The sequence below is a fragment of the Kocuria nitroreducens genome, assembly GCF_042879195.1.
Classification (GTDB): Bacteria; Actinomycetota; Actinomycetes; order Actinomycetales; family Micrococcaceae; genus Kocuria; species Kocuria nitroreducens.
In genome coordinates this window covers 146,520-171,115 of sequence record NZ_JBHZTC010000006.1, presented here as the reverse complement: position 1 = coordinate 171,115, position 24,596 = coordinate 146,520, and the positions used below count along the sequence as shown (strand labels likewise).

General features: G+C 72.3%; 25 protein-coding genes and 1 tRNA gene. 14 read left to right on the top strand and 12 right to left on the bottom strand.

All coding sequences use genetic code 11. The features are described 5' to 3' along the window. Together srlA and ACFYE1_RS05930 are read right to left on the bottom strand one after the other, a co-directional pair. Positions 1-669, bottom strand: a complete 669-nt coding sequence (gene srlA / locus ACFYE1_RS05935; protein ID WP_387740949.1) for a PTS glucitol/sorbitol transporter subunit IIC — start codon at positions 667-669, stop codon at positions 1-3. 455 nt (positions 670-1,124) lie between these two features. Then, the gene (locus ACFYE1_RS05930; protein WP_387740947.1) at positions 1,125-1,907 is read right to left on the bottom strand and encodes a DeoR/GlpR family DNA-binding transcription regulator; all 783 of its coding nucleotides are present in this window, start codon (positions 1,905-1,907) and stop codon (positions 1,125-1,127) included. A 48-nt stretch (positions 1,908-1,955) separates the two neighbouring features. On the opposite strand from ACFYE1_RS05930, the gene ACFYE1_RS05925 reads away from it, so the two are divergent. Both ACFYE1_RS05925 and ACFYE1_RS05920 read left to right on the top strand, forming a co-directional pair. Beyond that, a complete protein-coding gene (locus tag ACFYE1_RS05925) occupies positions 1,956-2,627 on the top strand; it encodes a histidine phosphatase family protein (RefSeq protein WP_387740945.1) in 672 nt (223 codons plus the stop codon). Positions 2,628-2,858: 231 nt separating this feature from the next. Beyond that, positions 2,859-3,806, top strand: a complete 948-nt coding sequence (locus ACFYE1_RS05920) for a sugar-binding transcriptional regulator (RefSeq protein ID WP_387740943.1) — start codon at positions 2,859-2,861, stop codon at positions 3,804-3,806. A 3-nt stretch (positions 3,807-3,809) separates the two neighbouring features. Here ACFYE1_RS05920 and ACFYE1_RS05915 read toward each other — a convergent pair whose 3' ends face one another. Beyond that, on the bottom strand, positions 3,810-4,553 hold the full coding sequence (locus tag ACFYE1_RS05915) for an IspD/TarI family cytidylyltransferase (RefSeq protein WP_387740941.1): 744 nt from the start codon (positions 4,551-4,553) through the stop codon (positions 3,810-3,812). A 259-nt stretch (positions 4,554-4,812) separates the two neighbouring features. Next, the gene (locus ACFYE1_RS05910) at positions 4,813-5,295 is read right to left on the bottom strand and encodes a CarD family transcriptional regulator (protein ID WP_017831963.1); all 483 of its coding nucleotides are present in this window, start codon (positions 5,293-5,295) and stop codon (positions 4,813-4,815) included. Between the two features lie 153 nt (positions 5,296-5,448). Between ACFYE1_RS05910 and ACFYE1_RS05905 the strand changes: the two genes are divergently transcribed. Further along, on the top strand, positions 5,449-6,009 hold the full coding sequence (locus ACFYE1_RS05905) for a hypothetical protein (protein WP_387740939.1): 561 nt from the start codon (positions 5,449-5,451) through the stop codon (positions 6,007-6,009). 89 nt (positions 6,010-6,098) lie between these two features. Here the strand turns inward: ACFYE1_RS05905 and ACFYE1_RS05900 are convergent, their stop codons facing one another. Beyond that, complete coding sequence (locus ACFYE1_RS05900; protein WP_387740937.1) at positions 6,099-6,779, bottom strand: winged helix-turn-helix domain-containing protein; 681 nt, start codon at positions 6,777-6,779, stop codon at positions 6,099-6,101. Continuing rightward, on the bottom strand, positions 6,776-8,044 hold the full coding sequence (locus ACFYE1_RS05895) for a sensor histidine kinase (RefSeq protein ID WP_387740936.1): 1,269 nt from the start codon (positions 8,042-8,044) through the stop codon (positions 6,776-6,778). The genes ACFYE1_RS05900 and ACFYE1_RS05895 overlap by 4 nt, the downstream gene beginning before the upstream one ends. A gap of 211 nt (positions 8,045-8,255) precedes the next feature. On the opposite strand from ACFYE1_RS05895, the gene phoU reads away from it, so the two are divergent. Continuing rightward, positions 8,256-8,954, top strand: a complete 699-nt coding sequence (gene phoU, locus ACFYE1_RS05890; RefSeq protein WP_387740934.1) for a phosphate signaling complex protein PhoU — start codon at positions 8,256-8,258, stop codon at positions 8,952-8,954. A gap of 106 nt (positions 8,955-9,060) precedes the next feature. Here the strand turns inward: phoU and ACFYE1_RS05885 are convergent, their stop codons facing one another. From ACFYE1_RS05885 to ACFYE1_RS05875, 3 genes are all read right to left on the bottom strand, one after another. After that, the gene (locus ACFYE1_RS05885; RefSeq protein ID WP_387740933.1) at positions 9,061-9,819 is read right to left on the bottom strand and encodes a phosphoglyceromutase; all 759 of its coding nucleotides are present in this window, start codon (positions 9,817-9,819) and stop codon (positions 9,061-9,063) included. A gap of 75 nt (positions 9,820-9,894) precedes the next feature. Then, positions 9,895-10,209, bottom strand: a complete 315-nt coding sequence (locus ACFYE1_RS05880; protein WP_387740931.1) for a DUF2516 family protein — start codon at positions 10,207-10,209, stop codon at positions 9,895-9,897. A gap of 10 nt (positions 10,210-10,219) precedes the next feature. Then, complete coding sequence (locus tag ACFYE1_RS05875; protein WP_387740929.1) at positions 10,220-11,389, bottom strand: trans-sulfuration enzyme family protein; 1,170 nt, start codon at positions 11,387-11,389, stop codon at positions 10,220-10,222. A gap of 82 nt (positions 11,390-11,471) precedes the next feature. On the opposite strand from ACFYE1_RS05875, the gene tmk reads away from it, so the two are divergent. From tmk to ACFYE1_RS05860, 3 genes are read left to right on the top strand one after another with little or no spacing between them, the layout of a single operon-like run. After that, positions 11,472-12,191, top strand: coding sequence for a dTMP kinase (tmk, locus tag ACFYE1_RS05870; protein WP_387740927.1), 720 nt, complete (start codon positions 11,472-11,474; stop codon positions 12,189-12,191). Then, positions 12,188-13,327: a DNA polymerase III subunit delta' gene (locus ACFYE1_RS05865; RefSeq protein ID WP_387740925.1), complete on the top strand. Its 1,140-nt coding sequence runs from the start codon at positions 12,188-12,190 to the stop codon at positions 13,325-13,327. Before tmk ends, ACFYE1_RS05865 begins: the two co-directional genes overlap by 4 nt. 38 nt (positions 13,328-13,365) lie before the next feature. After that, positions 13,366-14,955 (top strand): alpha/beta hydrolase, encoded by a 1,590-nt coding sequence (locus ACFYE1_RS05860; RefSeq protein ID WP_387740923.1) that lies wholly within the window; start codon positions 13,366-13,368, stop codon positions 14,953-14,955. Between the two features lie 73 nt (positions 14,956-15,028). Here the strand turns inward: ACFYE1_RS05860 and ACFYE1_RS05855 are convergent, their stop codons facing one another. Continuing rightward, positions 15,029-15,682, bottom strand: a complete 654-nt coding sequence (locus tag ACFYE1_RS05855; RefSeq protein WP_387740921.1) for a hypothetical protein — start codon at positions 15,680-15,682, stop codon at positions 15,029-15,031. Positions 15,683-15,842: 160 nt separating this feature from the next. Continuing rightward, the gene (locus ACFYE1_RS05850) at positions 15,843-16,580 is read right to left on the bottom strand and encodes an HAD-IA family hydrolase (protein ID WP_387740919.1); all 738 of its coding nucleotides are present in this window, start codon (positions 16,578-16,580) and stop codon (positions 15,843-15,845) included. A gap of 221 nt (positions 16,581-16,801) precedes the next feature. Here ACFYE1_RS05850 and ACFYE1_RS05845 point away from each other — a divergent pair. The 3 genes from ACFYE1_RS05845 to ACFYE1_RS05835 all read left to right on the top strand — a co-directional run bounded on the left by ACFYE1_RS05845 (position 16,802) and on the right by ACFYE1_RS05835 (position 18,901). Beyond that, positions 16,802-16,874 (top strand) — tRNA-Thr (locus ACFYE1_RS05845). A 453-nt stretch (positions 16,875-17,327) separates the two neighbouring features. Further along, a complete protein-coding gene (locus tag ACFYE1_RS05840; RefSeq protein WP_387740917.1) occupies positions 17,328-18,002 on the top strand; it encodes a hypothetical protein in 675 nt (224 codons plus the stop codon). After that, on the top strand, positions 17,999-18,901 hold the full coding sequence (locus ACFYE1_RS05835; protein WP_387740916.1) for a hypothetical protein: 903 nt from the start codon (positions 17,999-18,001) through the stop codon (positions 18,899-18,901). Before ACFYE1_RS05840 ends, ACFYE1_RS05835 begins: the two co-directional genes overlap by 4 nt. Here the strand turns inward: ACFYE1_RS05835 and ACFYE1_RS05830 are convergent. Then, positions 18,823-20,610 (bottom strand): sensor histidine kinase, encoded by a 1,788-nt coding sequence (locus ACFYE1_RS05830; protein WP_387740914.1) that lies wholly within the window; start codon positions 20,608-20,610, stop codon positions 18,823-18,825. The two genes, ACFYE1_RS05835 and ACFYE1_RS05830, sit on opposite strands and share 79 nt — an antisense overlap. Positions 20,611-20,689: 79 nt before the next feature. Between ACFYE1_RS05830 and ACFYE1_RS05825 the strand changes: the two genes are divergently transcribed. From ACFYE1_RS05825 to ACFYE1_RS05810, 4 genes are read left to right on the top strand one after another with little or no spacing between them, the layout of a single operon-like run. Continuing rightward, positions 20,690-21,787 carry a PP2C family protein-serine/threonine phosphatase gene (locus tag ACFYE1_RS05825; RefSeq protein WP_387740912.1) on the top strand — a complete coding sequence of 366 codons (1,098 nt, stop codon included), beginning with the start codon at positions 20,690-20,692 and terminating at the stop codon, positions 21,785-21,787. Then, positions 21,784-23,739 (top strand): glycosyltransferase family 2 protein, encoded by a 1,956-nt coding sequence (locus ACFYE1_RS05820; RefSeq protein WP_387740910.1) that lies wholly within the window; start codon positions 21,784-21,786, stop codon positions 23,737-23,739. The genes ACFYE1_RS05825 and ACFYE1_RS05820 overlap by 4 nt, the downstream gene beginning before the upstream one ends. Further along, positions 23,723-24,055 (top strand): STAS domain-containing protein, encoded by a 333-nt coding sequence (locus ACFYE1_RS05815; RefSeq protein WP_387740909.1) that lies wholly within the window; start codon positions 23,723-23,725, stop codon positions 24,053-24,055. Before ACFYE1_RS05820 ends, ACFYE1_RS05815 begins: the two co-directional genes overlap by 17 nt. Then, positions 24,048-24,479, top strand: a complete 432-nt coding sequence (locus ACFYE1_RS05810; protein ID WP_387740907.1) for an ATP-binding protein — start codon at positions 24,048-24,050, stop codon at positions 24,477-24,479. Before ACFYE1_RS05815 ends, ACFYE1_RS05810 begins: the two co-directional genes overlap by 8 nt. Positions 24,480-24,596 lie beyond the last annotated feature (117 nt).

Genomic DNA, 24,596 nt, shown 5'->3' with positions numbered 1-24,596 from the left:
CTAGGCCTCCTTCACGGCCGGGGTGACGGCCGGCGTGCTCGCCGCGAAGTGGCGGTCGAACTCGTCGAACAGCTCGGACTTGCCGGTACGGCGGATCATCATGCGGGTGATCCACTCCGTGACGATGCCGCGGATGAGGATCACGACGATGCCCACCAGGAAGTACAGCAGCGCCAGTCGGGCATAGGAGGCCTCGCTCACCTCGAGGACACCGGCGGCGACCCCGGTCCAGACGAAGAGCTCACCCGCGTTCGCGTGCGGGAAGAACGCGGTGACCGGGTGCACGAAGGAGACGGCCGAGTCGTAGAAGGCCGGCTTCTGCCGCTCGGGCAGGAACTTGCCGAAGGAATAGCACATCGGGTTGGTCAGGATGATCACCGCCAGGATCGGCATGACCGTGTACCGCGTGATGGCGTACTTGCCGGAGCGCTGGATCGCCCGGTCCATGCGGTCCTCGCCCACCCACGTGGTGATGGCGTACATCGTCGTCAGCAGCACCAGCAGGGTCGGGAGGATCCCGGTGACCAGGCTCATGAAGGTCCCGCCGGCCTCGTTGAAGAGCCCGATGAAGTTCGTGGCCGCCCAGTCGAGGGCGCCCAGCACGGGATTGTCCTGACCGGGTGGTGGAGCGATGGGGTCTGTAGTTGTAGCCAGGAGCTGTGTGTCCACGGCGACTCCTCTGCTCGTGGCCTTCCGGCCGATGGGAGGGGAGCGTCTCGACGCTCACCGAGTGTGATGCACATATGTGAATATAGATCATCCCATTTGTGCATGTGACACATCTAACACGATGCCGGAAACGGTGACAAGAGTGTGACCGCGTCATTACGGCGAGTATTCGGCGGACGACCGATGTCCCGTCGCGCTTCAGAAGACCGGTCGTCCCCACGCCAGGGACATCGATGACCACCAGCACCCGGCCCATTCCCCCTGCGGAGCTGCGCAGAGGCGACCGCATCTCCGCATGGGCCGGGTCGGTGCGGCAGCACGGGGGCGTGGCGGGAACAGCCCGCCCCCGGATGCGGTGCGGCATGGATCCACGATGCGGCCCTGGGTGGAAGGAAGACGCTGGAACTGAGCGGATACCGGCCGTTCCGCGACCGATGCCGGTCGTGCTGCGGCCCCTAGACGGAGACGACCTCGACCCCCGCCTCGGCAGCAGCGGCCCGCTCTCCGGGGGAGAGGACGTGGTCGGTGACGATGGTGCTGAGCTCCACCGCGTCCGCGAGCCAGCCGAAGGCCGTCTTGCCCCACTTCGTCTCGTCGCAGAGCAGGATCACCCGGCTGGAGTGCCGGACGGCGGCGGCCTTGACCGCCGCGTCCTCGGCGTCGTAGGAGGTCACCCCCTCGACGAACGAGAACCCGCAGCAGGAGAGGATCGCCGTGTCCAGGCGCATCCTCCCGATGTCGCGCACCGCGTTCGCCCCGGTGAAGGACAGCTCGTCGGGGCGGATGTCCCCGCCGCACATGGTCAGGTGGATCCCGGCGTCCCCCAGGACGGTCGCGGCTCGCAGGGACAGTGGCACCACGCGCAGGCTCAGATCCCGGAGCCGACGGGCGACCTCCAGGCAGGTGGTGCCCCCGTCGAGAACGATGCTCTCGTGGGGGGCGAGCATCACTGTGACCGCGGCGGCGATGCGCGCCTTGGCGTCGGGCGCGACAGCGGTCCGGGCGGCGAAGGGCGTCGTGACACCCCGCAGGGACAGACGGCGAGCGCCGCCGTGCGTGCGCCGCAGGACGCCCTCCCTGTCGAGCTGCACCAGGTCACGGCGCACCGTCGCCTCCGACGCCCCCAGCTCGTCCACCAGCGCGGCCACGCTCACGCTCTCGGCCCCTTCGAGGAGCCGCAGGATCTCCGCCCGTCGTTCCGTTGTCGCCATGCCCCCAATGTACTCCCGGACGATCATTCGCTCATCATTTCTGATCGCTCAGTCAGGCTGCGTAAAGTGGGGGTCATGCGACTCCTCCTCATCCGTCACGGCCAGACCCAGCCCAACGTCGACGAAGTCATCGACACCCGCATTCCCGGCCCAGCGCTGACGACCCTGGGCGCCCTACAAGCGGCAGCGCTGCCCGAGACCCTCTCGGGCGAGGACATCGGGGCCCTGTGGGTCTCGAGCATGGTCCGCACCCACCACACGGCCGACCCGCTGGCCGAGGCGTACGGCCTGGTCCCGGCGCAGCGGCACGGGCTCCACGAGATCCAGGCCCCGGACTGGGAGCTGTCGGGGAACCCGGAGCACATCGACGTCTACTACGACGTCGTGCAGTCGTGGGCGCACGGGGAGCTGGAGCGCCGGATGCCGGGCGGGGAAACCGGCCACGAGTTCTTCACCCGCTTCGACGCCGTCATCGACGAAGCCGTGCGGACCGGTCGACAGGACGGTCTGTCGGTGGTCGCGGTCGTCGCCCACGGCACGGCCATCCGCTGCTGGACCGCCCGGCGGACCGACAACCTCGACGCCGCGACTCTGGAGCAGCGCCCGCTCGACAACACCGGAGTGGTGGTCCTCGAGGAGACGGCAGAGGCCGCACACCCGTGGACGTGCCGCAGCTGGACGGGCGTGCCGGTCAGCGGCGTCGGGGTGCACGCCCCGTCCGGGCCGGCCGGGGAGCCCATCTGCTGACGCCGACCCACGGACCGGGCCCTCCGGCCGGGCAGGCGGGACCCGTCACCGGACCACCCCCGTTGTACACTTCACGCATGAAGGCTCGGGTGGTGATGGGTGCAGGACACGTCCGACCACTTCCCCCGGACACCGGCTCCCGCTCATGGCTCCCCGTCGAACGGCCGCTCCCGTCCACCCCCTTCCCCAACGTGACGGTGGCACGCCTCGGGCGCCCCGATGGAGCTGTGCATGCCGGCACCCCGTGAGTCGGCCATGCTGGCCCGTGCCGCGCGCATGTACTACCTGGAGAACCGGCCTCAGAGCGACATCGCCCGCGAGCTGGGGGTCAGCCGGTCCAACGTCTCGCGCATCCTCACGGCCGCTCGCGAAGCCGGGATCGTGGAGATCCGGATCCACGAGCCGGCGGTGCGGGGCCACGAGCTGGAGAAGGCCCTCCAGGCCAAGTTCGGACTGAAGGCCTGCCTCGTGGCGGTGGACGGTGTGCACCGGACGCCGCTGGACGCCGTCGGCTCGGTGGGCGCGGCGTGGTTGGCCGACCATCTCGGGGACTCGCGGCGGGTCGCGCTGTCCTGGGGACGGTCCGTGCAGTCGCTCGTGACGAACTTCCAGGGCGGGGCGCCGCATCCCGACCTGGAGATCCTCCCCCTGGTGGGCGGATTCTCCGCCGTGGACGTGAGCCAGAACCCGAACGCCGTTGTCCGCGGGCTGTCCGCGAAGCTGGGCGCGCACTACCGCCCCCTGCTGGCCCCGGCGGTGGTGCGGTCGGCGCAGGCGCGGGACGCGCTGCTCGGCGAACCGGCGATCAGCCAGGTCCTGGACGACGCGCGGAAGGCAGACATCGCCATCATCGGCATCGGCAGTGTCCACCACGGCTCCACCGCAGCGATCGTCGAGGCGATGGAGTTCACCCCCGCGGAGGCGGAGAGCTTCGAGAACTCACCCGTCGTGGGGGACGCCTGCACCCGGTTCTTCGACGAGGAGGGTCGCCTGGTCAGCTCCCCGGCGGACGGCCGGGTCATCGGCATCGACCTGGAGGCCTTGAAGTCCATTCCCACCGTCGTGGCCGTGGTCGAGAGTGCCCAGAAGGTGCGCGCGGTGCACGGCGCCCTGCGCGGCGGTCTGGTGGACGTCCTCGTCGTGGACGCCGAGCTCGGCGAGGGGCTGCTCGAGTCGTAGCCGTCAGAGCTTCCGGAAGGCAGCACTGCCCTCGTAGAAGATCTCCGCGCGGATCATGTCCACCAGCGACGTCATGGGGATCGCCTGCATCTCCCCGGGAAGGACCGTCACCTCCCGGCCCATGCGCCCCGCGACACCGTGGGCCAGCGTGACGAACGCCTTGCGCACGGAGGTCTCCCCGTTCCGCGGGTCGTCGGTGCGGACGGGTGGCAGGTGCTCGATGTGCCCGAGCGCCTCGGCGGAGAATCCCCAGGGGCTCTGCAGGACACTCACCCGGTCACGGTCCACGGCGTCGGAGATCAGCCCCGATCCGTCGTCACGGACGACCTTGATGCTGTCCACCACCGGGATGGCGGGAACCACGACGTCGTGGCCCGACTGCAGCGCCACCGCCACCGACCCGATGAGCCGGGCGCTCGCGAGGGCGTGGGTGATCCGGTGGATCACGACGTTGCGGTGGCCGTACTGGATGGCCAGTTCCCCGCACTCGGCCAGCAGGGACACGATCTCGGTCCCGGGCCGGGCGGTCGGCAGCAGGTGCACGCGCGTCCCGCCCGGCTGACCGGTGAGGCACTCGTCGATCTCCGCGCGACCCAGGCCGTCCGTGAGGACGACCACATCCGTGACGGAGGGGCATTCGGCCAGAGTGGCGAGGGTGTGCGCGAAGATGCTCCGCCCCCTGAGGGCGGGGCTGGTGAAGGGGCGCGCTCCCGGGCGCAGGCGGGTGAAGGCCGGGGAGCACGGCACGATCGCCAGGGTTCCGCTCAGGCCGGGACCTCGATTCTGCTCGGCACACTGCAGGTGTCGAACCACAGTGGCGGGAAGTACGTCGCGGCCCGGCGGTGACTCGCAGCGGCTCGTGGCCAGACCGACGAGAACCTTAGCACGAACACCTTCGCACGACCCCGAGGAACGCGGACGTCGTCATCGCTGCGCCCAACGCAACGGCGAACCCGCCCTCCGGGGAGGGCGGGTTCGCCGTTGTGCGGTCCCGGTCCCGGACCGGTCAGGACGCCAGGATGTCGTCGAGGCGCTTCTCGGCCTCTTCCTCGTCGATCTTCTTGGCGAGCGCCAGCTCGGAGGTGAGGATCTGACGGGCCTTCGTCAGCATCCGCTTCTCCCCCGCCGAGAGTCCGCGGTCGCGGTCGCGGCGCCAGAGGTCGCGCACGACCTCCGCGACCTTGAGCACGTCGCCCGAGGCGAGCTTCTCGAGGTTGGCCTTGTAGCGCCGGGACCAGTTGCTGGCCTCCTCGGTGTCCTTCGCCTGCAGGACCGAGATGACCTTCTTGAGCCCGTCCTCGTCGACGACGTCGCGCACGCCCACCAGGTCGACGTTCTCTGCGGGTACTTCGATCACCAGATCCCCCTGGGTCACCTTGAGCTTGAGATACATCTTCTCTTCGCCCTTGACGGTGCGGGTCTTGATCTCCTCGATGGTCGCCGCGCCGTGGTGCGGGTAGACAACCGTCTCGCCAACCTCAAAAACCATATGGAAATACCCCTTTCAGAACTCCCATTCTAACACGGTGTAGGATTCGCCGATCCGGGAGGGGCGAAGCCCCGGCCCCGCGATGCGGACGATCCGTCGGCAAACGGATAAGCTGGTTGGGACATCGTCCTGAGCTCCCGAGGAGTACGCGCCGTGAAGATCGCCGCCCGCCAGAAGCTGCGCCGCGCAGGCCTGAGTGCCGCCGCCGCGGCCGCCCTGCTGACCACCGCCGGATGCGCCTACATCAACCCGCCGGCCACGACCATGGTGTACTCGGCCGCGGACGGCATCGTGGAGCAGGTAGGCGACGTCAAGCTGGCCAACGTGCTGATCGTGGCCACCGGCGCCGACGAGCAGGGGCGCGTGCTGGGCACCCTCAGCAACCGGGGTGACGAGGAGGTCACGCTGTCGATGGACGTCGACGGCGCCACCGCCGAGGTGCAGATCCCGGCCGGCGGCTCCGTGGAACTCGAGGAGGCCGAGCCGGTCCTCGTGGACCGCGCCGGCGCCGAGCCCGGGCTCATGGTCGAGACCGAGTTCACCGCCGGCGGCGAGTCCCTCACCGAACGGGTGCCGGTCCTGGACCACACCTTCGAGCGCTACGCCGAGTTCATCCCCGGCGGCGCACCGACCACCCCCGCCAACCCGTCCAACGTGCCGGCCGTTCCCGGCGAGGAGGGCTTCGTCGGCGGCCAGCAGGCCGACGAGCACTGACCCCGCAGGCACGTTCTCCCTCGGCGCGCGGAAGGGCCCGGAACCCCGTGGGGTTCCGGGCCCTTCCGCGCGCCGCCGGGCCCGGCCCCTCACCCCTCGAACTTGTAGCCCAGGCCCCGCACCGTCACGAGGTGCCGCGGGGCGGAGGGGTCGGGCTCGATCTTGGCGCGCAGGCGCTTGACGTGGACGTCGAGGGTCTTGGTGTCCCCCACGTAGTCGGAGCCCCAGACCCGGTCGATGAGCTGCCCGCGGGTCAGCACCCGCCCGGCGTTGCGCAGCAGCATCTCCAGCAGCTCGAACTCCTTGAGCGGCATGGCCACCCGCTCGCCGTGCACGCTGACCACGTGCCGCTCGATGTCCATCCGCACGGGGCCGGCCTGCACGGTCGCGGAGACGAGCTCCTCGGGCTCCCCCTGCCGGCGCAGGACCGCGCGGATCCGGGCCACCAGCTCCCGGGACGAGTACGGCTTGGTGACGTAGTCGTCGGCGCCGAGCTCGAGCCCCACCACCTTGTCGATCTCGGCGTCCTTGGCCGTGAGCATGATGATCGGCACGGAGGAGCGCTGCCGCACCTGCCGGCACACCTCGGTGCCGGACAGCCCCGGGAGCATGAGGTCCAGCAGCAGCAGGTCGGCCCCGGACCGGTCGAACTCCGCCACGGCGTCCACGCCGTTGTCGACGACCTCCACCTCGAACCCCTCCTTCCCGAGCAGGTAGGAGAGCGGGTCGCTGAGGGACTCCTCGTCCTCGACGATCAGGATGCGGGTCACTGTCGGTCCTCCGTGCTCCCGGCGCGCGCCGCGGGGGCGGCGGGCCGTGGGGTCGATGCCACTGGGCGGGGTGGTGCCTGTTGCGGCACCGGGCGGGCGGACGCGCCGGGGGCCGGCTGCGCGGGCTCCCCGGCGTCGTCGGCGCCCTCGATCTGGGGGATGCTGAGGGTGAAGGTGGAGCCGCGGCCCGGCTGCGACCACAGGGTGGCCTCGCCGCCGTGCTGCGACATGACGTGCTTGACGATGCTCAGGCCCAGCCCGGTCCCGCCCGTCCGTCGGGAGCGGGCCGCGTCCACGCGGTAGAAGCGCTCGAAGATCCGGTCCTGCTCGTCCTCCGGGATGCCCGGGCCCTGGTCGGTCACCGAGATCTGGGCCATCCCGTTCCGTTCCCGGACGCCGACGCCCACGCGGGTGCCCTCCGGGGAGTAGTGCACGGCGTTGTCGATGAGGTTGCGCAGCGCGGTGACGAGCAGGTCGGGGTCGCCGAACACGGGCCGGGTGACGCGTCCTCCCACCGCGATCTCGATGCCCTTGTTCTCGGCCGGGAACCGGTTGCGGTCCACGGCGTCGGCGATCACCTGGTTGAGATCCACGGGCCGGCCCTCGGTGACCACGTCCGCGCCCTGCAGGCGGGAGAGCTCGATGATGTCCTGGACCAGGGCCGTCAGCCGGGCGGACTCCTTGTGCAGGCGCTGGGCGAAGCGGCGCACGGCCTCCTCGTCCTCGGCCGCGCCCTCGATCGCCTCGGCGAGGAGCCCGATCGCCCCCACGGGGGTCTTCAGCTCGTGCGAGACGTTGGCGACGAAGTCGTTGCGGATCGACTGCGCCCGGACGATCTCCGTCTGGTCGTCGGCGAGCAGCAGGATGTACTCCTCCGCGATGGGGGCCACCCGGACGTCGAGCACCACCGCGCCCGTCTGGAACGGTCCGCGGGTCAGCTCGACCCGCCGCTCCTCGATCACGCCGCTGCGCCGGGCCCGGCGGATCATCTCGAGCATCTGCTCGTGCACCACGGTGTGCCCGCGGACCAGCCCGAAGGCGTAGGCGGCCGGGGAGGCGCGCACCACGCCGTCGACCCCGTCCACCACCACGTAGGCCCGGCCGATCACCGCGAGCACGTCCGCGGTGCCGTCCGGCAGCGTAGGCTCCTGGACGTCGGCGCGGGCACGGCGGCCCCGGCCGCTCACCCGGAGGGCGATCAGACCGCTGACGCCGAGGGCGAAGCCGAGCAGACCCGCGGCGACGGCGATGGCAGTTGGACTCACGGAACCAGCTTAGGCACTCGGGAGCGCGCCGACCCCGCACCGGACGTCACGAGCTACAGGTTCAACGAACGTTCATCCTAAGATGAGCGGAAGTTCACTCCTGGCTGTGACGGTGGCGGCGGGCGTGCTCGCACCCGGCCCCCACGTCACCCGTCCCGCTCCGCACCGCACCCCGGCCGCGGACGCCGCCGCATCTCGAAAGGACGCACCCGTGCGCAAGGTTTTCCAGGCAGAACTCCACCAGGTCGGTGAGGAGCTCATCCAGATCGCGACCCTGGTGCGCGAGGCCCTCTCCCGCGCCAAGGACGCGCTCCTCGACGCGGACATCCAGCTCGCCGAGGAGATCATCTCCAACGACGCCCGGATCGACTTCCTGCAGAACGACCTCGATGAGCGCTCGATCGACATCCTCGCGCTGCAGAGCCCCGTGGCCTCGGACCTGCGGATGATCGTGGGAGCGCTGCGGATGAGCGCCTCGCTGGAGCGTGCCGGCGACCTCGCCCGGCACCTGGCCCAGGCCGTGCGCATCCGCTACCCCGAGCCGGTCGTTCCCGAGCCGCTCGTGGAGACCTTCACGCGGATGTTCGATCTCGACCTGCAGATCGTGGACCGGGTCATCCAGGTGCTCCAGACCCGCGACCTCTCCCTCGCCGACGACATCTACGCGCTCAAGGGCGAGGTCAACAAGCTGCACCAGTCCGTCTTCGACGCGCTCGCCTCTCCGACCTGGGACTGCTCGGTGACCACCGCCGTGGACGTCACCCTGTGCTCCCGCTACCTCGAGCGCATCGGGGACCACGGGGTCTCGGTGACCCGCAAGGTCTCCTACCTGGTGACCGGCGAATGGGTCCCGGCGAGCTCCGACCGCCCGACCGGCCACGGCCACGTGGGCCGCGACGGGGGCGAGTGAGCTCGCGCCCGGGCGCGGGCTGAGCCGCTCCCGCGGTACGAGGAAGGGCCGGGTCCACCGCTGCGGTGGACCCGGCCCTTCCTCGTACCGCGGGAGCCGTCCGGGACTACTTCTTCCCCTGGTTGGCGACCGCCTGGATCGAGCTCGCGGCGGCCTCGGGGTCGAGGTACTCGCCGCCGCGCACGAGCGGGCGGAAGTTCTCGTCGAGCTCGTAGTAGAGCGGGATGCCCGTGGGGATGTTCAGGGCCGCGATGTCCTCGTCGGAGATGCCGTCGAGGTGCTTCACCAGGGCGCGCAGGGAGTTGCCGTGGGCCGCGACGACGACCGTGCGCCCGGCCTGCAGGTCGGGGACGATCTCCTGCTCCCAGTACGGCATGAAGCGGTCGAGGACGTCCTTGAGGCACTCCGTGCGGGGTGCCTCCGCCACGTCCGCGTAGCGGGGGTCGCCGGCCTGCGAGAACTCGGACGAGTCCTCCAGCTCGGGCGGCGGGACGTCGTAGGAGCGGCGCCAGGTCATGAACTGCTCGTCGCCGTACTCGTCGCGGACCTGGGTCTTGTCCTTGCCCTGCAGCGCACCGTAGTGGCGCTCGTTGAGCCGCCACGACCGCTTCACGGGGATCCAGTGCCGGTCCGCCCGGTCCAGCGCGAGGTGGGCGGTGGTGATCGCCCGGCGCAGGAGCGAGGTGTGCAGGACGTCCGGGGCGATCCCCTTCTCGACGAGCAGCTCACCGCCGCGGACGGCTTCCTCCCGCCCCTTCTCCGTGAGGTCCACGTCCACCCACCCGGTGAACAGGTTCTTCTCGTTCCAGTCGGACTGTCCGTGCCGGAGCAGGACGAGCTTGTGCCGTGCTGATTCAGTAGCCATGGGGCCATTCTTCCATCCGGGCGGCGGCGCAGGACAAGGGGGCGTCACAGGCGCCCCGTGTCGCGCGGCCGCCGGTCACCAGTTGTTGGGGCCCTTGGACTCCAGGCCCACGGCCGGGCGGACATCGGCGAGGTAGACCCCCACGGCCGTGCCCGCGATGAGCAGGATGAACAGGCTCGGCCGGAGCAGGAGCAGCGTGAAGACCGTGAACGCGAGGGAGCCCCCCGTGAGCGCGAGCCAGAAGCCCTTGGTGCGCTTGAAGGCGCGCTCGAACTGCACCGGCGCCTTCGTCAGGCAGTCCACGAAGGCCCACACGGCCAGGCCGGCGACGACCAGCGCGAGCGCGATGTCGATGAAACGCACGAGATAGAAGACCCAGGGAATGTCCACGCCGCCCAGCCTACCGGTCGATCCCGGACAGGGCGCGGTCGAGGTCCTCCCAGAGGTCCTCGACGTTCTCGATGCCCACCGACAGGCGCAGCAGCGTCTCCGGGACGCTGCGCGGCTCCTCGTGGTGCCGGCGCCGCCGCTCGATCAGCGACTCCACCCCGCCGAGCGAGGTCGCTGGGGTCCACAGGCGCATCGCGGCCACGGCCGCCTCGACGGCGTCGACGTCCCCCGCGGGGACGATCGCCACGACGGAGCCGAAGCCGTCCATCTGCGCGGCGGCGCGCTCGTGCCCGGGATCCCCGGGCAGGCCCGGGTAGCGGACCTCGCGCACCGCCGGGTGCTGCTCGAGGCGGCGGGCGAGCTCTGCGGCGGTGGCCGCGGAGCGCTCGACCCGCACCGCCAGGGTGCGCATCCCCCGCAGCGCGAGCCACGCCTCGAACGGGCCCGGGATCGCGCCGTGCAGGGAGCGGTGCCCCTTCAGCCGGGTCCGCAGGGCGGAGTCGGAGGTGACGGCGGCCCCCAGGACGACGTCGGAGTGCCCCGCCAGGTACTTGGTCACGGAGTGCACCACGATGTCGGCCCCGTGCACGAGCGGGCGCTGCAGGAGCGGGGTGGCGAACGTGTTGTCCACGCACGTGAGCACGCCGCGCTCGCGGGCCGCCGCGAGCAGCGCGGGGAGGTCTGCGACCTCGAGCATGGGATTGGTGGGGCTCTCGAGCCAGAGCAGGTCGGCGCCGTCGAGGGCGGCCACGACGTCCTCGGTGTCCGCGACGTCCACGGTCTGCACGGAGAGCATCCCGCGGGCCTCGAGGTCCGCGGCGAGGGCCAGGGAGCCCTGGTAGCTGTGCCGGGGCAGCACCAGGCGCCCGCCCGCCGGGACGAGCGAGAGCACCGACGCGACGGCGGCCAGTCCCGAGGAGTAGAGCAGCCCGGGGAGCTGCGCCTGCTCGAGCCGGGCCAGCACGTCCTCGACGTCCTCCCACGTGGGGTTGCTGTAGCGCCCGTAGGCGCGGTCCTCGGCGTCGAGCCCGCCGGAGCCACGGTAGGTGGAGGTCAGGACGATGGACGGGCCGACCGGCGCGTCGTGCTCCGGTGCGGGCCGCCCGCCCGCGACCAGCACGGTGTCCGGGCGGAGGGCGGTGGGGCCGGGGGCGGACGGGATCTCGGAGCGTGCAGTCATGGCTCCAGGCTATCGGCCCGCGGCGCCCCCGGCCCGCGCGCGGTCCGGCGGCGCTGTCGGCGCGGGTGGATAGGCTGGGACCGTGATCTTCCGACCGGCCCCCGCCCCGCCGCCCGCCTCCGCCGCGGAGTCCTCCCCCGCGCCGTCCGGCCGCGGCCTCTTCGTCGTGTTCGAGGGCGGGGACGGCGCCGGGAAGTCCACGCAGGCCGGCCGGCTCGTGGACGCCCTGCGCGCCGAGGGGCACGACACCGTGCGCACCCGGGAGCCCGGGGGGACCCCGCTGGGCGAGAAGGTGCGCGAGCTCGTGCTGGACCCGGCGCACGGGCCCGTCGACGCCCGTGCCGAGGCCCTGCTGTTCGCCGCGGCCCGCGCCGCCCACGTCGCCCAGCTCGTCCGCCCCGCGCTCGCCGCGGGGCGGACCGTGGTCTGCGACCGGTTCGCCGACTCGTCCGCCGCCTACCAGGGCGCCGGGCGCGGCCTGGGCGTGGACCGCGTCGCGGAGCTCAACGCGTGGGCCACGGCCGGGCTCGTCCCGGACCTCACCGTCCTGCTCGACGTCCCGGCCGGGACGGGGCGCACCCGCCGGCAGACCCGCGACGGCACCGCCGGCGACCGCCTGGAGACCGAGCCCGACGCCTTCCACCACGCGAACCGGGAGGCGTTCCTCGAGCTCGCCGGGCGGGCGCCGGAGCGCTACCTGGTGCTCGACGCCACCCGGCCGGCCGGGGAGCTCGCCGCGGCCGTGCGCGCCCGCTTCGCCCGGCTTCCCCGTCCCACCCCGGCCGAGGAGGTGGGCGCGTGAGCGTGTGGGACCAGCTGCTGGGCCAGGACGCCGTGGTGGCGCAGCTGCGGCGCGCCGCCCAGGAGGACCGGCCCACCCACGCCTGGTTGTTCACCGGTCCGCCCGGCTCGGGGCGCTCCAACGCGGCCCTCGCGTTCGCCGCGGCCCTGCTGTGCGAGCAGGAGGACCCCGCCGAGCGCGGGTGCGGGCAGTGCCACGCGTGCCGCACGGTCCTGGCCAGTTCGCACGCGGACCTCACCCACTTCGTCACGGAGAACCCGCAGATCACCATCGAGGAGGCCCGCGAGCTCGTGGTCCGCGCCCAGGACCGGCCCTCGGTGGGCCGCTGGCGCGTCATGGTGGTCGAGGACGCCGACCGCATGGTGGAGCGCACCTCCAACGTGATGCTCAAGGCCGTGGAGGAGCCCCCGCCCAACACCATCTGGCTGCTGTGTGCCCCGAGCCCCATGGACGTGCTCGTGACCATCCGCTCGCGCTGCCGTCCGGCCACGCTGAAGGTGCCCGCCGTGGAGGACGTGGCCGAGCTGCTGATCCGCCGGCACGGGGTGCCCCGGCAGCGCGCGGAGGAGAGCGCCCGGCTGGCACAGTCCCACGTGGGGATCGCCAAGCGGCTCGCCCTCTACGACGACGCCCGCACCCGGCGGCAGGAGGTCGTCTCCATGCCGCTGAAGCTCTCCGGGGTGCCGGACGCCGTGCGCGCCGCGGACCGGCTGCACAAGATCGCCGTGGAGGAGTCCCAGGCGGACGCCGAGTCCCGCAACGAGGCGGAGCGCAAGCAGCTGCTCGTGGCCCTGGGCGCCCCGGAGTCCGGGCGGGTGCCGCCGGCCATCCGCGGCGCCCTCAACCGGCTCGAGGCCGATCAGAAGCGCCGGTCCCGGCGGATCCAGACGGACACCCTCGACCGCTTCCTCATCGACCTGACCACCTTCTACCGCGACGTCCTGACCCTCCAGCTGCGCACGGGCTCCATTCTGGTCAACGAGCACCTGGCCCAGCAGCTGCAGGACCACGCGTCCAACTCGACCCCCGAGCGGACGCTGCACCGCATCGACGTGATCAGCCGGACCCGGGACCGGATCCGCACCAACGTCAGCGCGCAGCTGGCCTTCGAGGCCATGGCCGTCTCCCTGCTCTGACCCCCCGCCCCCATCCCCCACCCCCCTCGAGGAGCTCCATGATCCGCCGTGCCGCCCCCTCACGCCGCGCCCCCCTGCCCGTCACGGCCGCACTGGCTGCGGCCGGCCTGCTCCTGAGCGGCTGTTCCTCCCTGGGCGCCAGCGCCACGGGCGAGCCGACCTCCGGGGGCGCCACCGGCGCCGTCGTCGAGGGCAGCCCCGAGGAGCTCCAGCGCTACTACACGCAGACCGTCGCCTGGGAGGGCTGCTCGTTCGAGGTGGAGACCAACGGCGCGCAGGACGACCTGCAGTGCGCCGACGTCGAGGTGCCCCTCGACTACGCCGACCCGGGCGGGAAGACGACCACCGTGGTGATGTCGCGCCTGCCCGCCCGCGGGGACGCCCGGGGCAGCCTGCTCCTCAACCCCGGTGGTCCCGGCGCCTCCGGGGTCGACGCGATGCTCTACGCGCAGCACACGGTCACCGGCGACGTGCGCAAGGCCTACGACGTCGTGGGCTTCGACCCGCGCGGCGTGAGCCGCTCGGATGGCATCGAGTGCCTCGACGACGCGGAGCTGGACGCGTGGCGCGCCGAGCCGATGTTCGACCCGCAGGACCAGCCGGTCGAGCAGATCCAGGACGAGTACGAGCAGCTCGGCGCCGCGTGCGTGCAGGACTCCGGCGAGCTGGTGGCCCGGATGGACACCGTGAGCGCCGCCCGGGACATGGACGTGCTGCGGGCCGTCCTCGGCGACGAGCGGACGACCTACCTGGGCTTCTCCTACGGCACCCACCTGGGCGCGGTGTACGCCGACCTGTTCCCCGACCGGGTCGGCCGGCTCGTGCTCGACGGCGGCGTGGACCCCACCCTGAGCGACATGGAGGCCACCGCCCACCAGGCCGAGGGCTTCGAGGACAACCTGCGCCACTGGGTGCAGCAGTGCCAGCTCGAGATCCGGGACTGCGTGGTGGCCGACGTCTCCGTGGACGAGGCGATGACCCGGATCCAGGAGCTCGTCGCCTCGGTCGACGAGAGGTCCGTGACCGCCGCGGACGGCCGGCGGGTCACCGCCACCAACGTGGTCGAGGGCATCCTGGGGCCCCTGTACTCGACCACCACCTACGAGCGGCTCAACGAGTCCCTGGGCGCAGCCTTCGACGGCGACTTCTCCGCCCTGCTCGCCCAGTCGGACGCCACGCACGGGCGCGACGCCGAGGGCCGGTACACGAGCAACACCACCGTGGCGTTCACGGCCGTCAACTGCCTCGACCGGCCCGACGGGACGGTCACGGCGGAACAGATGGCCCAGCACCAGGAGGAGCTCGAGCGGGTCGCGCCGACCTTCGGCCCGTACCTGGGCTACGGCGACGCCGCGTGCCAGGGATGGCCCGCCGCCCCGGCCGGCCTCCAGGAGCCTCTCGACGCCGCGGGCGCCGATCCCGTCCTCGTGGTGGGCACCACCCACGACCCTGCGACCCCCTACCACTGGTCCGAGGCTCTCGTGGAGCAGCTCGAGGACGCCCGGCTGCTGACCTACGACAGCTACGGCCACACCGCCTACACGGCCGGCAACCGCTGCGTGCAGGACGCCGTGGACGCCTACCTGCTCGAGGGCGAGCTCCCCGCGGAGGGGACGACCTGCTCCTGACCCCGCGCGACCGGAGCTGCCGGCGGCTGCCCGGTCGCGCGGGCGGTGGCCCGGGCGACCGGGCGGCCGCGCGTCACCCCGGGTGCTGCCCCTCCTCCGGCTGGAGCAGGCTGCCCGCGCGGAACGCCAGCGCCAGCAGGCCGAGGAGCACCCCGGCGACCAGCACCACGGCGTCGGTGTCGCCGAAGGCGTAGTCGTTGACGAACGGCGCCCGGCCGAGGTCGACGCCGAGATCGGCAAAGATCCGGGCCTGGGCCACGGCGAACAGGAGCGGCCCCAGCAGGGCCAGCCCCACGAGCGCCGCCGAGCAGACCGTCAGGCCCACGGTCAGGATCCGCCCGAACGGCTGGCCGAGGTAGATCCGGCCGCACACGTACGCCAGGAACCCGCAGACGCCGGCGAACACCGTGGAGCCGAGCGCCAGGGTCAGCGCGTAGGGCACCATGCTCGACGGGCTCACCCCCGTCACGCCCACGTGCACGTGGTCGTAGCCCCGCGACGACAGTCCCGGGCCCAGGTCGACCATGCCGGGCGCGGTCACCGCAGCGGCCTCCAGCCACAGGTCCGCCGTGCCGTGCCCGGCCCGCACCACGGTCTCGACGCCGGACAGCAGGCTGAGCAGCCCGAGCATCCCGAAGGAGATCAGGGCGCCCAGGAGCACCCCGCGCTGCGACGTCCGCCACGACCGGCGCCGGCCACGGTGCGGGGACAGGTGTGTGCTTGCCATGGGATCCTCTGCGGGGTGCCGGCGATCGGTGAAGGCGGCCGAGCACTCGCCGACCGTCCTCCAGCATGCCAACAGCCCGGGCCGTCGTCGTCCTCGCGCGTCGGCACGCGTCACACTCGCGCACGGACCACCGGACCGCACCGGCACGGCGCGGTGGGCGTCAGCTCCTCCCGGGCACCCGCGTCCTCCCGGGCACCCGCGCCCGGACGAGGGCGGGAAGGTCCCGGACCGAGTCGACCACCGCGTGGGCGCCGGCCGCGCGCAGGGACGCGGCGTCGTGCGCGCCCGTGCGGACGCCGACGACCGCGGCGGAGCCCGCCCGCAGACCGGCCTGCACGTCCGCCGTGGTGTCCCCCACGACCATGACGCGGCGGACGTCGCCGAGGTCGAGCGCCAGCACGGCGGTGAGCACCATGTCCGGCCAGGGTCGCCCACGCCCCGCGTCCGAGGGACACAGGCTGAGATCGGCGAGGCCCGTCCAGCCGAGCTGCTCCAGGAGCGTGTTCAGGGAGTGCCGGTCGTAGCCGGTGGCCAGGCACACCCTCAGTCCGGCCGCGCGCAGCGCCGTGACCGCCTCCTCCGCGCCCTCCACCGGGGTGACCCCCTCGGTGGCCAGCAGCTCGTCGAGGTGGCGCCCGAAGTCCCGGACGGCCTGCCGTGCCCGCTCGGGGTCGGCGGCGAACAGCTGCTCGAGCACCCGGGTCTTCGACTGGCCCAGCGTGTCCCGGACGTGGTGGAGCATCTGCCGGAACCGCTCCGAGCCGGGATCGACGCCGAGACCGGTCACGGTGCGCTCGAAGGCCCGCTCCATGATCCCGTTGTCGTGGAACACGGTCCCGGACATGTCCAGGAAGGCCAGCTCGAGATCCGGCGGCATGCCGCCGTCCGGTGTGCGCACTGGGCTGCTCCTGTTCCGGGCGGACCGCCGCGCCCGGCCCCGTCGTCGTGTCCGTCCATGCTGTGCAGCGGGTCCCCGGGCGGCCAAGGCCGGGCGGTCGAAGAGCCGGTGAACTCCCGGGGAACGCCGGCACCGCGCCCGGCCGCGCCGATTGGGGACGCCCCGGCGCACTCTGCTACAGTTTCATCTGCACTGGGGCCGTCCCGGACGGTCGTGTGCAGGCCTCCTTAGCTCAGTCGGTAGAGCGTTTCACTCGTAATGAAAAGGTCGTCGGTTCGATTCCGACAGGAGGCTCCCCGCACGAACCCCGCTCTCCCGCTCGTCGGGGGAGCGGGGTTCTCGCGTTGCGGCACCCGATGCCCCCACCGCCCGCCCGGGGGACGCCCCGAGCCCTGTGAACCGCTCGCCGAGGCACCGCTTCACAACCCATCATCCCTGGTCAGATTCCTGTTCCGACCGTCGTCCGGCCCATAGGCTGTGCCTCAGCCGGGGACGAGGATCGGGACGAACTATCGATGGTGGTGGGCCATGAACTTCCATGATCGCCGATGTCTGCCGGTCCTGCTCGGCACGGCATCCGTGCTGTTGTCCACTTCCTGCGGCGGAGGACCGGAAGACCCGCCTCCTGAGCAGGGCGCCACCTCCGCGGCGGAGACCGGCGGTGCGGCGACGGAGGGCGCCGGGCAGGATGCGGCCGATGACGGGGCCGGTGCCGCCCAGGCGGAGGAACCGCAGCCTCTCCCCAGGATGCGACTGGGGCCCACCGGCCCCGGCGACCCGCTGTGGTACGACCCGATCCGCGGAATGGACTGCGCCGACGAGCATCTGGTCGCCTCGCGGGTCCAGCAGGTCCCACTGGCAGGGCATCTGCTGTGCAGGGCGGCGACGGAGAACGACGACGCCCTGTGGGCACAGGGCGAGGAGGTCCTGGCAGGGGTGGGGGTGCCGAAGAACTGCTGGGAGCAGGAGACGGTCACGGCGCTGGAGGGCCTGGTCGAGTTCCACCGGCAGCACCCGGAGGCGACCCCCTCCTTCGAGGACCGGCCGGGGACAGCATGCCCTCTCGTGCTCGAGAGCATCGAGTCTCCGCTGGCGCCGGGGATCATCGGGTCCGAGATCCCCGTCTCCGTGTGCGGCGGCGCTCCGGTCTTCCTGCATGGCAACGTCGAGCACCTGCCCGCAGACAGCGTCCGTGCGGTGACGGTGGGCGCCACTTCGGTGCCGGTGCAGGAGGGCAACGGAGGCCTGTTCTTCCGTGCGCCCGCATCCAGCACCCCCGGAGTCGCGGCGGTGCGCGTGACCGAGTCGGAGGAACCGGTCAGCGGCGAGGTCTCCCTCGTCTACCATCTGCCCACGACGAGCTGTCCGACTCCTCTGCCGGCTGCCCCGGCGGCGTCCGGTTCGGCCCGGGCCGTGGAGTGACGGAGAAGGACGCGGGCGAGCGATCGAGCTGGTCCCGCGCCGTGGAGGCGCTCTCGGTGTTCGCCCCGCCCGCCACCTTGGCCACGGCGCTGCTGATCTACTTCGGCTGGGCCCGCGCGGATGCCCAGGCGAAGGCGATGGGCCTGAGCGTGAACCTGTTCGGGTACACCACCCGGGACTTCGTCCTGAGAAGCATCAGCGCCCTGTACGCGCCGGCCTTCTGTCTGCTCGTGGCCGGCATCGGCTGGATCGCGGTGGACCGGGCGCTCCGGCGTCGGATCGAGGCCGGTCGCCACCGGACGGTGATCGCCCGTGCGGCCCGCGTGGTCCGGGTCGCGGCCGTCGTGTTCACCGGCGTGGTCCTGGCGGTGACGCTTTTCGCAGAACCGGTGGAACCCGACTACGGCCCCTACCTCATGGCCGTCGGTGTCCTGCTGGCGGCCTGGGCCACGCTCACGCACCGGCGCGCGTGCGCTGGGCAGGTCCCTCGGACTTCCACGGATCACCGCCTCCCGGAGGCGGCCCTGGTCCTCAGCCTGGTCACGCTGCTGCTCTTCTGGGGGACGTCGCTCTTCGCCGAATACCGTGGGTGGCAGCAGGCGTCCATGCTCGAACAGGAGGTCTCCTTCGTGCCCCAACAGGAGATCTCCTCCGTGCCCCGCGCCCAGGTGTTCAGCCCGCAGCCCCTGGACATCGAGGTCGACGCCGTCCGCGAGGTCCGGCTCGGGACCGCCGAAGAGCCCCGGTACCGCTACGACGGCCTGCGGCTGCTGACCGCCAGCGGAGGCAGGCTCTTCTTCCTGCACGACGGGTGGACGGTTCAACGGGGCAAGGTCGTCGTCCTCCCCGACGACGGTTCCGTCCGCGTCGAGTACGGGGGCCGACCCACCGGCACATGATCACCGGTCCGCGGGGCACACCCGCCCGCGGCGGCGGGCGCGTCCTCGGCACCGCTCCCGCCCGCTGGGAGCGCGAGGGTGAATACCGTCCCCTCCCCCGGCGCGCTGTCGCAGCGGATGCTGCCGCCGTGGCGCTCGACGATCTCGCGCACGACCGCCAGGCCCAGGCCCAGCCCCGGGATCGCGCTCATCCGGGCGTTGCTGCTGCGGAAGAACCGGCCGAACACGTGCTCGGCGTCCTCCGGGCGCATCCCCATGCCGCAGTCGGCCACCTGCACCTGCACGCTGGTCCCGGCCGGCGCCACCCGGACCGTCACCGGCCCGCCGTCCGGGGAGTACTTGATGGCGTTCGAGAGCAGGTTGTCGAGCACCTGTCCCAGGCGCACGGGGTCGCAGGGCAGGACGAGGCGGGACGGGGCGTCGACGAACAGGTCCACCTCCGCCTCCGCGGCCCGGAGCCCGGCCGCCGCGACGGACTGCTGGACCACCTGGACGAGGTCGGCCTCCACCCTCTGCAGCTCCAGCACGGGGCCGGCCGTGCGGAGGAGGTCCTCGACCAGGACGAGCAGCTGGTCGGCGTTGCGCTCGATGACCTCGAGCCCGGAGCGGACGGGCCCCGGGAGCTGTTCGTCCATGGCCAGCAGCTCGGTGTAGCCACGGATGGACGTCAGGGGCGTGCGCAGCTCGTGGGAGACGCCGGCCAGGAAGTCGTCCTTGGCCTGCAGCGCGGCCACCAGCTCGGTCACGTCGTTGAACGACAGGACGGAGCCCTCGGTGTCCCCGTCCTCGTCCCGGAGCACGCGGGCGGACACGGAGAGAACCCGCTGGACGGGCGGCTGGCCCGCCCAGACCAGGACGTCGGAGAAGGACTCGCCCCGGATGGCCCGGAGGGCGGGACGCCGGTCCACGGGCAGCGGCGTCCCCTCCGCGTCCACGTAGAGGCGCAGGTCCGCCTCGGCGCCGTCCCGCATCCCCTCGGGCAGCGAGAGCTCGTGGATCCGGTGCTGGCGCCGGTTCATGAGGACGTCGTGGCCGTGCTCGTCGATCGCCAGCACGCCCACGTCCACCGTGTCCAGGACGGTGTTGAGCAGCCGCTCCCGCCGCGCGGTCACGCCCAGCAGCCGGCGCAGCTCCGCGTCCTTGGCCTCTAGCTCCGCGTGCTGGCGCTCCATGCTGTTCGACAGCACCTGGACGGTGAGCCCGATGCCCAGCAGCATGACCGGGATCAGCAGCGGGGCCGTCAGCAGCTGCGCGCTCAGCGGCCGGTGCGGGACGAGGAGCGGGACCCACACCATGGCGAGGGTCAGGAGGAATCCCAGCGGGGCGGCCGCCCGGGGCAGCCGGCCCGAGCCGGTGAGCCAGACGACGGGGAACGCGGCCATGATGCCCACCCCGGTCACGGTGCTCAGCGTCCCCTCCCGCAGCAGGGTGATGGGCACGAAGTCCAGGACCGGGACGACCAGGAACGCCCCGTAGGGCAGCCGGTCCCACGGCACCAGCACGCACAGGGCCGTCAGCGCGACCGTGACCGCCAGGGCCAGCTGCACCCGCAGGTCGTCCCGCAGCGGCTCGTGGACGGCCCAGATCCCGGCGACGAGCACGACGGTCGTGACGAACAGCGGCAGCTGGCTGAGGAGCACGCGCCGGCGCATCGACAGCTCGTGGAAGCTGATCCGGTCGAGGGAGAGGACGGTGAGCAAGCGGTCCACGGGGGAACTCTTCCGACTGGGGGCGTCACCCTCGGGGGGTCGGGGTGACAATTGCAAAGAATAGCGGCTTAATGAGTCCATGACCCCCTCCCCCCAGGGTCGCCGTGCCGTCGTGATCGAAGACCACGACGACATCCGCAACCTCCTCGCCCAGACCATCGGCATGCGCGGCTTCACCGTGACGACCGCCGCGACCGGCCTCGAGGGCCTCGAGGTCGTGCGCCGCGACGGCGCCGACCTCATCACCCTGGACCTCAGCCTCCCGGACCTCGACGGGCTGGAGGTCTGCCGGCGGGTCCGGCAGTTCTCCGACGCCTACCTGCTCATGGTCACGGCCCGCCCGGGCGAGATCGACCGGCTCGAGGGCCTCGAGCTCGGGGCGGACGACTACATCAGCAAGCCGTTCAGCCCCCGGGAGCTGCAGGCCCGGATCGAGGCGATGTTCCGCCGGCCGCGCGCCCGGGCGGAGCAGGCCGACGCCGAGGAGCTGCGCCGCGCGGCCGAGGTCCAGCGCAGCCTGCTGCCCGCCGCCGCCCCGTCCGTGCCCGGCTACGACGTGGCCGGTGCGTGCCGGCCCTCCCGCAGCGTGGGCGGGGACTTCTTCGACTGGTACTCGACCGGGGGCGGGCTCCAGATCTCGTTGGCCGACGCCATGGGCAAGGGCATGGGCGCCGCGCTCATCGCCGCCACGGTGCGCGCCGTGCTGCGCTCCGCCGCCGGGCAGCCGGACATGGAGCGGGCCTTCCGCGACACGTGCCGGCACCTCGAGAACGACCTCGCCCACTCGGACTCCTTCGTCACGCTCTTCCACGCCCGCCTGGACACGACCCGGGGGGTCGTGGAGTACGTCGACGCGGGCCACGGGCTGGGGCTGCACGTGCGCGCGGACGGCATCGACCGGCTGCGCCCGGGCGGCCCCCCGGTGGGGGCGGTGCCCGGGACGGAGTGGGTGCCCGGCCGGATCGTGCTCGCGCCGGGCGACGCCCTCGTCGTCGTCAGCGACGGCCTCCTCGACGCGTACGAGGACGTCGACGACGCCGTGCGGGCGGTCGCCGACGTGGTCTCCCGCCACGAGGACGCCGAGTCCGTGTGCACCGCGGTCCTCGACCTGGCCAGCGGCGAGGCGCTGTCCGACGACGTCACCGCCGTGGTCGTCTGCCGCCAGGCCGCCCCGTGAACCGCTTCCTCGTCCGGCTGCTGGTCGTCCTGACCCTGCTGCTGGGCGTCAATTACATCGCCTGGCGCTGGCTCGAGTCGCTGAACTGGTCGGCGTGGTGGATCGCCGTGCCCCTGGTGCTCGCCGAGACGTACAGCCTGATCGACGTCTCACTCTTCGGGCTCACCGTGTGGCGGCTCCGGCGCCGGGGGGAGGCCGGCGCCCCGCCCGCGGGCGCCACGGTGGACGTCTTCGTCACCACCTACGACGAGCCCCTCGACCTCGTGATGGGCACCGCCCTGGCGGCGCAGGCGATCCGGCACCCGCACAGCACGTGGATCCTCGACGACGGTGCCCGCCCCGAGCTGGAGGCGCTCGCCGCCGAGCACGGGCTGGGCTACCTGACCCGCAGCGTGGACTGGGCCGACCGGCCGCGCCACGCCAAAGCCGGCAACCTCAACAACGCCCTCATGCTCACGCAGGGCGAGTTCCTGCTGATCCTCGACGCCGACCAGGTCCCGGACCCCGAGATCCTCGACCGCACCCTGGGCTGGTTCAACGACCGCAGGGTGGCGCTCGTCCAGACGCCGCAGTGGTTCGTCAACGTGCCCGGCCACGATCCGCTCGGCAGCCAGGCCCCCCTGTTCTACGGCCCCATCCAGCAGGGCAAGGACGGCTGGAACGCCGCCTTCTTCTGCGGCTCCAACGCGATCCTGCGCCGCGAGGCGCTCATGCAGCTCGGACTCTCCGGCTACGTCCAGGAGGTCGAGCGGGACGTCAAGGAGTCCCTCGCCCGCACGCGGGCAGCCCTGCGGAAGGCGCGGCGCTGCCCCGAGGCCGCGAACCCCGTGGTCGCCGGCATGCTCGACGACGTCGAGGCCGCCACCGCGCGGGCCCGCACGGAGCTGAAGGCCGGTGCCCCCCTGACCGAGCTGACCTACCGGCTGCAGCGGGAGGTGGACGCGGCGGCCCGGCGGACCGTCACGCAGGACTTCTCCCAGATCGAGGCGGACCTCGCCTCGATCGCCGCCCTGGAGCTGCCCCCCGAGGACGGCATGGTGTGGCCGGACGAGCTGGCCTCCGCCGTGGACCGGATGTCCCGCCGCGACCTGTCCCCGCTGGCCGCCGTGGAGCCGGTGCGGGAGGTGCTCGAGGCGGTCTCCGTGGACCGGCCCGGCGAGGCCCAGCCGGTGATGCCGCTGGCGACGATCTCGGTCACCGAGGACATGGCCACCGCGATGCGGCTGCACGGCCTGGGCTGGCGCAGCGTCTACCACCACGAGGTCCTCGCCCACGGCCTGGCCCCCGAGGACCTGAAGACCATGCTCACCCAGCGTCTGCGCTGGGCGCAGGGCACGGTGCAGGTGCTGCTCCGGGAGAACCCCCTGCTGCAGCGCCGGCTCGGATGGGGTCAGCGGCTCATGTACTTCGCCACGATGTGGAGCTACCTGTCCGGCTTCGCGGCCGTCGTCTACTTCGCCGCGCCCATCGTGTACCTGGTGCTGGGCATCCTCCCGGTCACGAGCCTCAGCTGGGACTTCTTCGTCCGCTTCATCCCCTTCATGGTGGTCAACCAGCTGCTGTTCCTCGTGGTGGGCCGGGGCATCCCCACGTGGCGCGGCCAGCAGTACAGCCTGGCCCTGTTCCCCATCTGGATCAGGGCGTGCACCACGGCCGCCCGCAACGTGTGGTTCGGCCGCCCCCTCGGGTTCGCGGTCACGCCCAAGGTGCGGCAGGACGCCGGCCCGGCCTGGCACCTCATCCGCCCGCAGCTCGTGGTGATGGGCCTGCTGTCCGCGGCCCTCGTGGTGGGGACCGTCCGGCTGGCGGTGGGACTGAACGAGCCGGTGGGGACCCTGGTCAACGTGGCCTGGGTCGCCTTCGACCTGGTGGTGCTGAGCGTGCTCGTCACCGCCGCGAGATACACGGGCTTCGAGCCCGGGAAGAGGAGTGCCGATGCAGTTCACGATTGATCAGAAACCGAGGTTCGCCCATATCACGGGCACCGGACGGCTCAACATGGTGGGAGCGCCCGAGCTCCGGGAGGTCGTGGCGAAGGTCGTCGGCGAGGGCAGCACCCACGTGGTGGTCGACCTCGGCGGCACCGAGTTCATGGACTCCTCCGGCCTGGGTGCCCTCATCGGGTGCCTCAAGCTGGCCCGCCAGGCCGGCGGCGACCTGCGGATCGCGAACGTCCGCCCCCAGGTGCGCATGGTCCTCGAGCTCACCAGCATGCACCGCGTCCTGAACCCCTACGACACCGCCGACGCGGCCTTCGCCGATGACTGACCCCACCGCCCGCCGCTCGCGCCGGGGCCCGGCCACCGCCCTGACGGTGGAAGCCCTGCACGAGGACCTGGACGCGCTCTGGGAAGAGGCCGCGTTCGTGCCCGAGGCCGACCGGATGGCCTTCACGCTCGCGGTCGTCGAGGCGGCCGGCAACGTGGTGGTCCACGCGGTGCCGGCGGCGGAGGAGCCGATCGAGCTCTCGGTGGACCTGGTCGCGGGGCCGCACCGTTTGGAGGCGAGGATCTACGAGATCGGTGCCGCGCCGGCGCAGGTGGACCTCGCGAGGACCATGGCGCAGGAGCACCTCGAGTCCGGGCGCGGGCTCGCACTGATCCAGGCGCTGGTCAGCCGGGTGGTGTTCGAGCGGCACGGGGACACGAACGTCTGGAAGCTGTGCCGGGAGTGCGGCCCGGACGAGGACTAGCGTTCCGGGGCGCCTCCGAGAACCCCGAGAAATCCCGTCGTGCCGGGGCGGACGTCCCCTGATTTGCGGATGTAAAGTGTCTGCCGCGGTGCCTAGACTTTGGTCCAGGACAACACG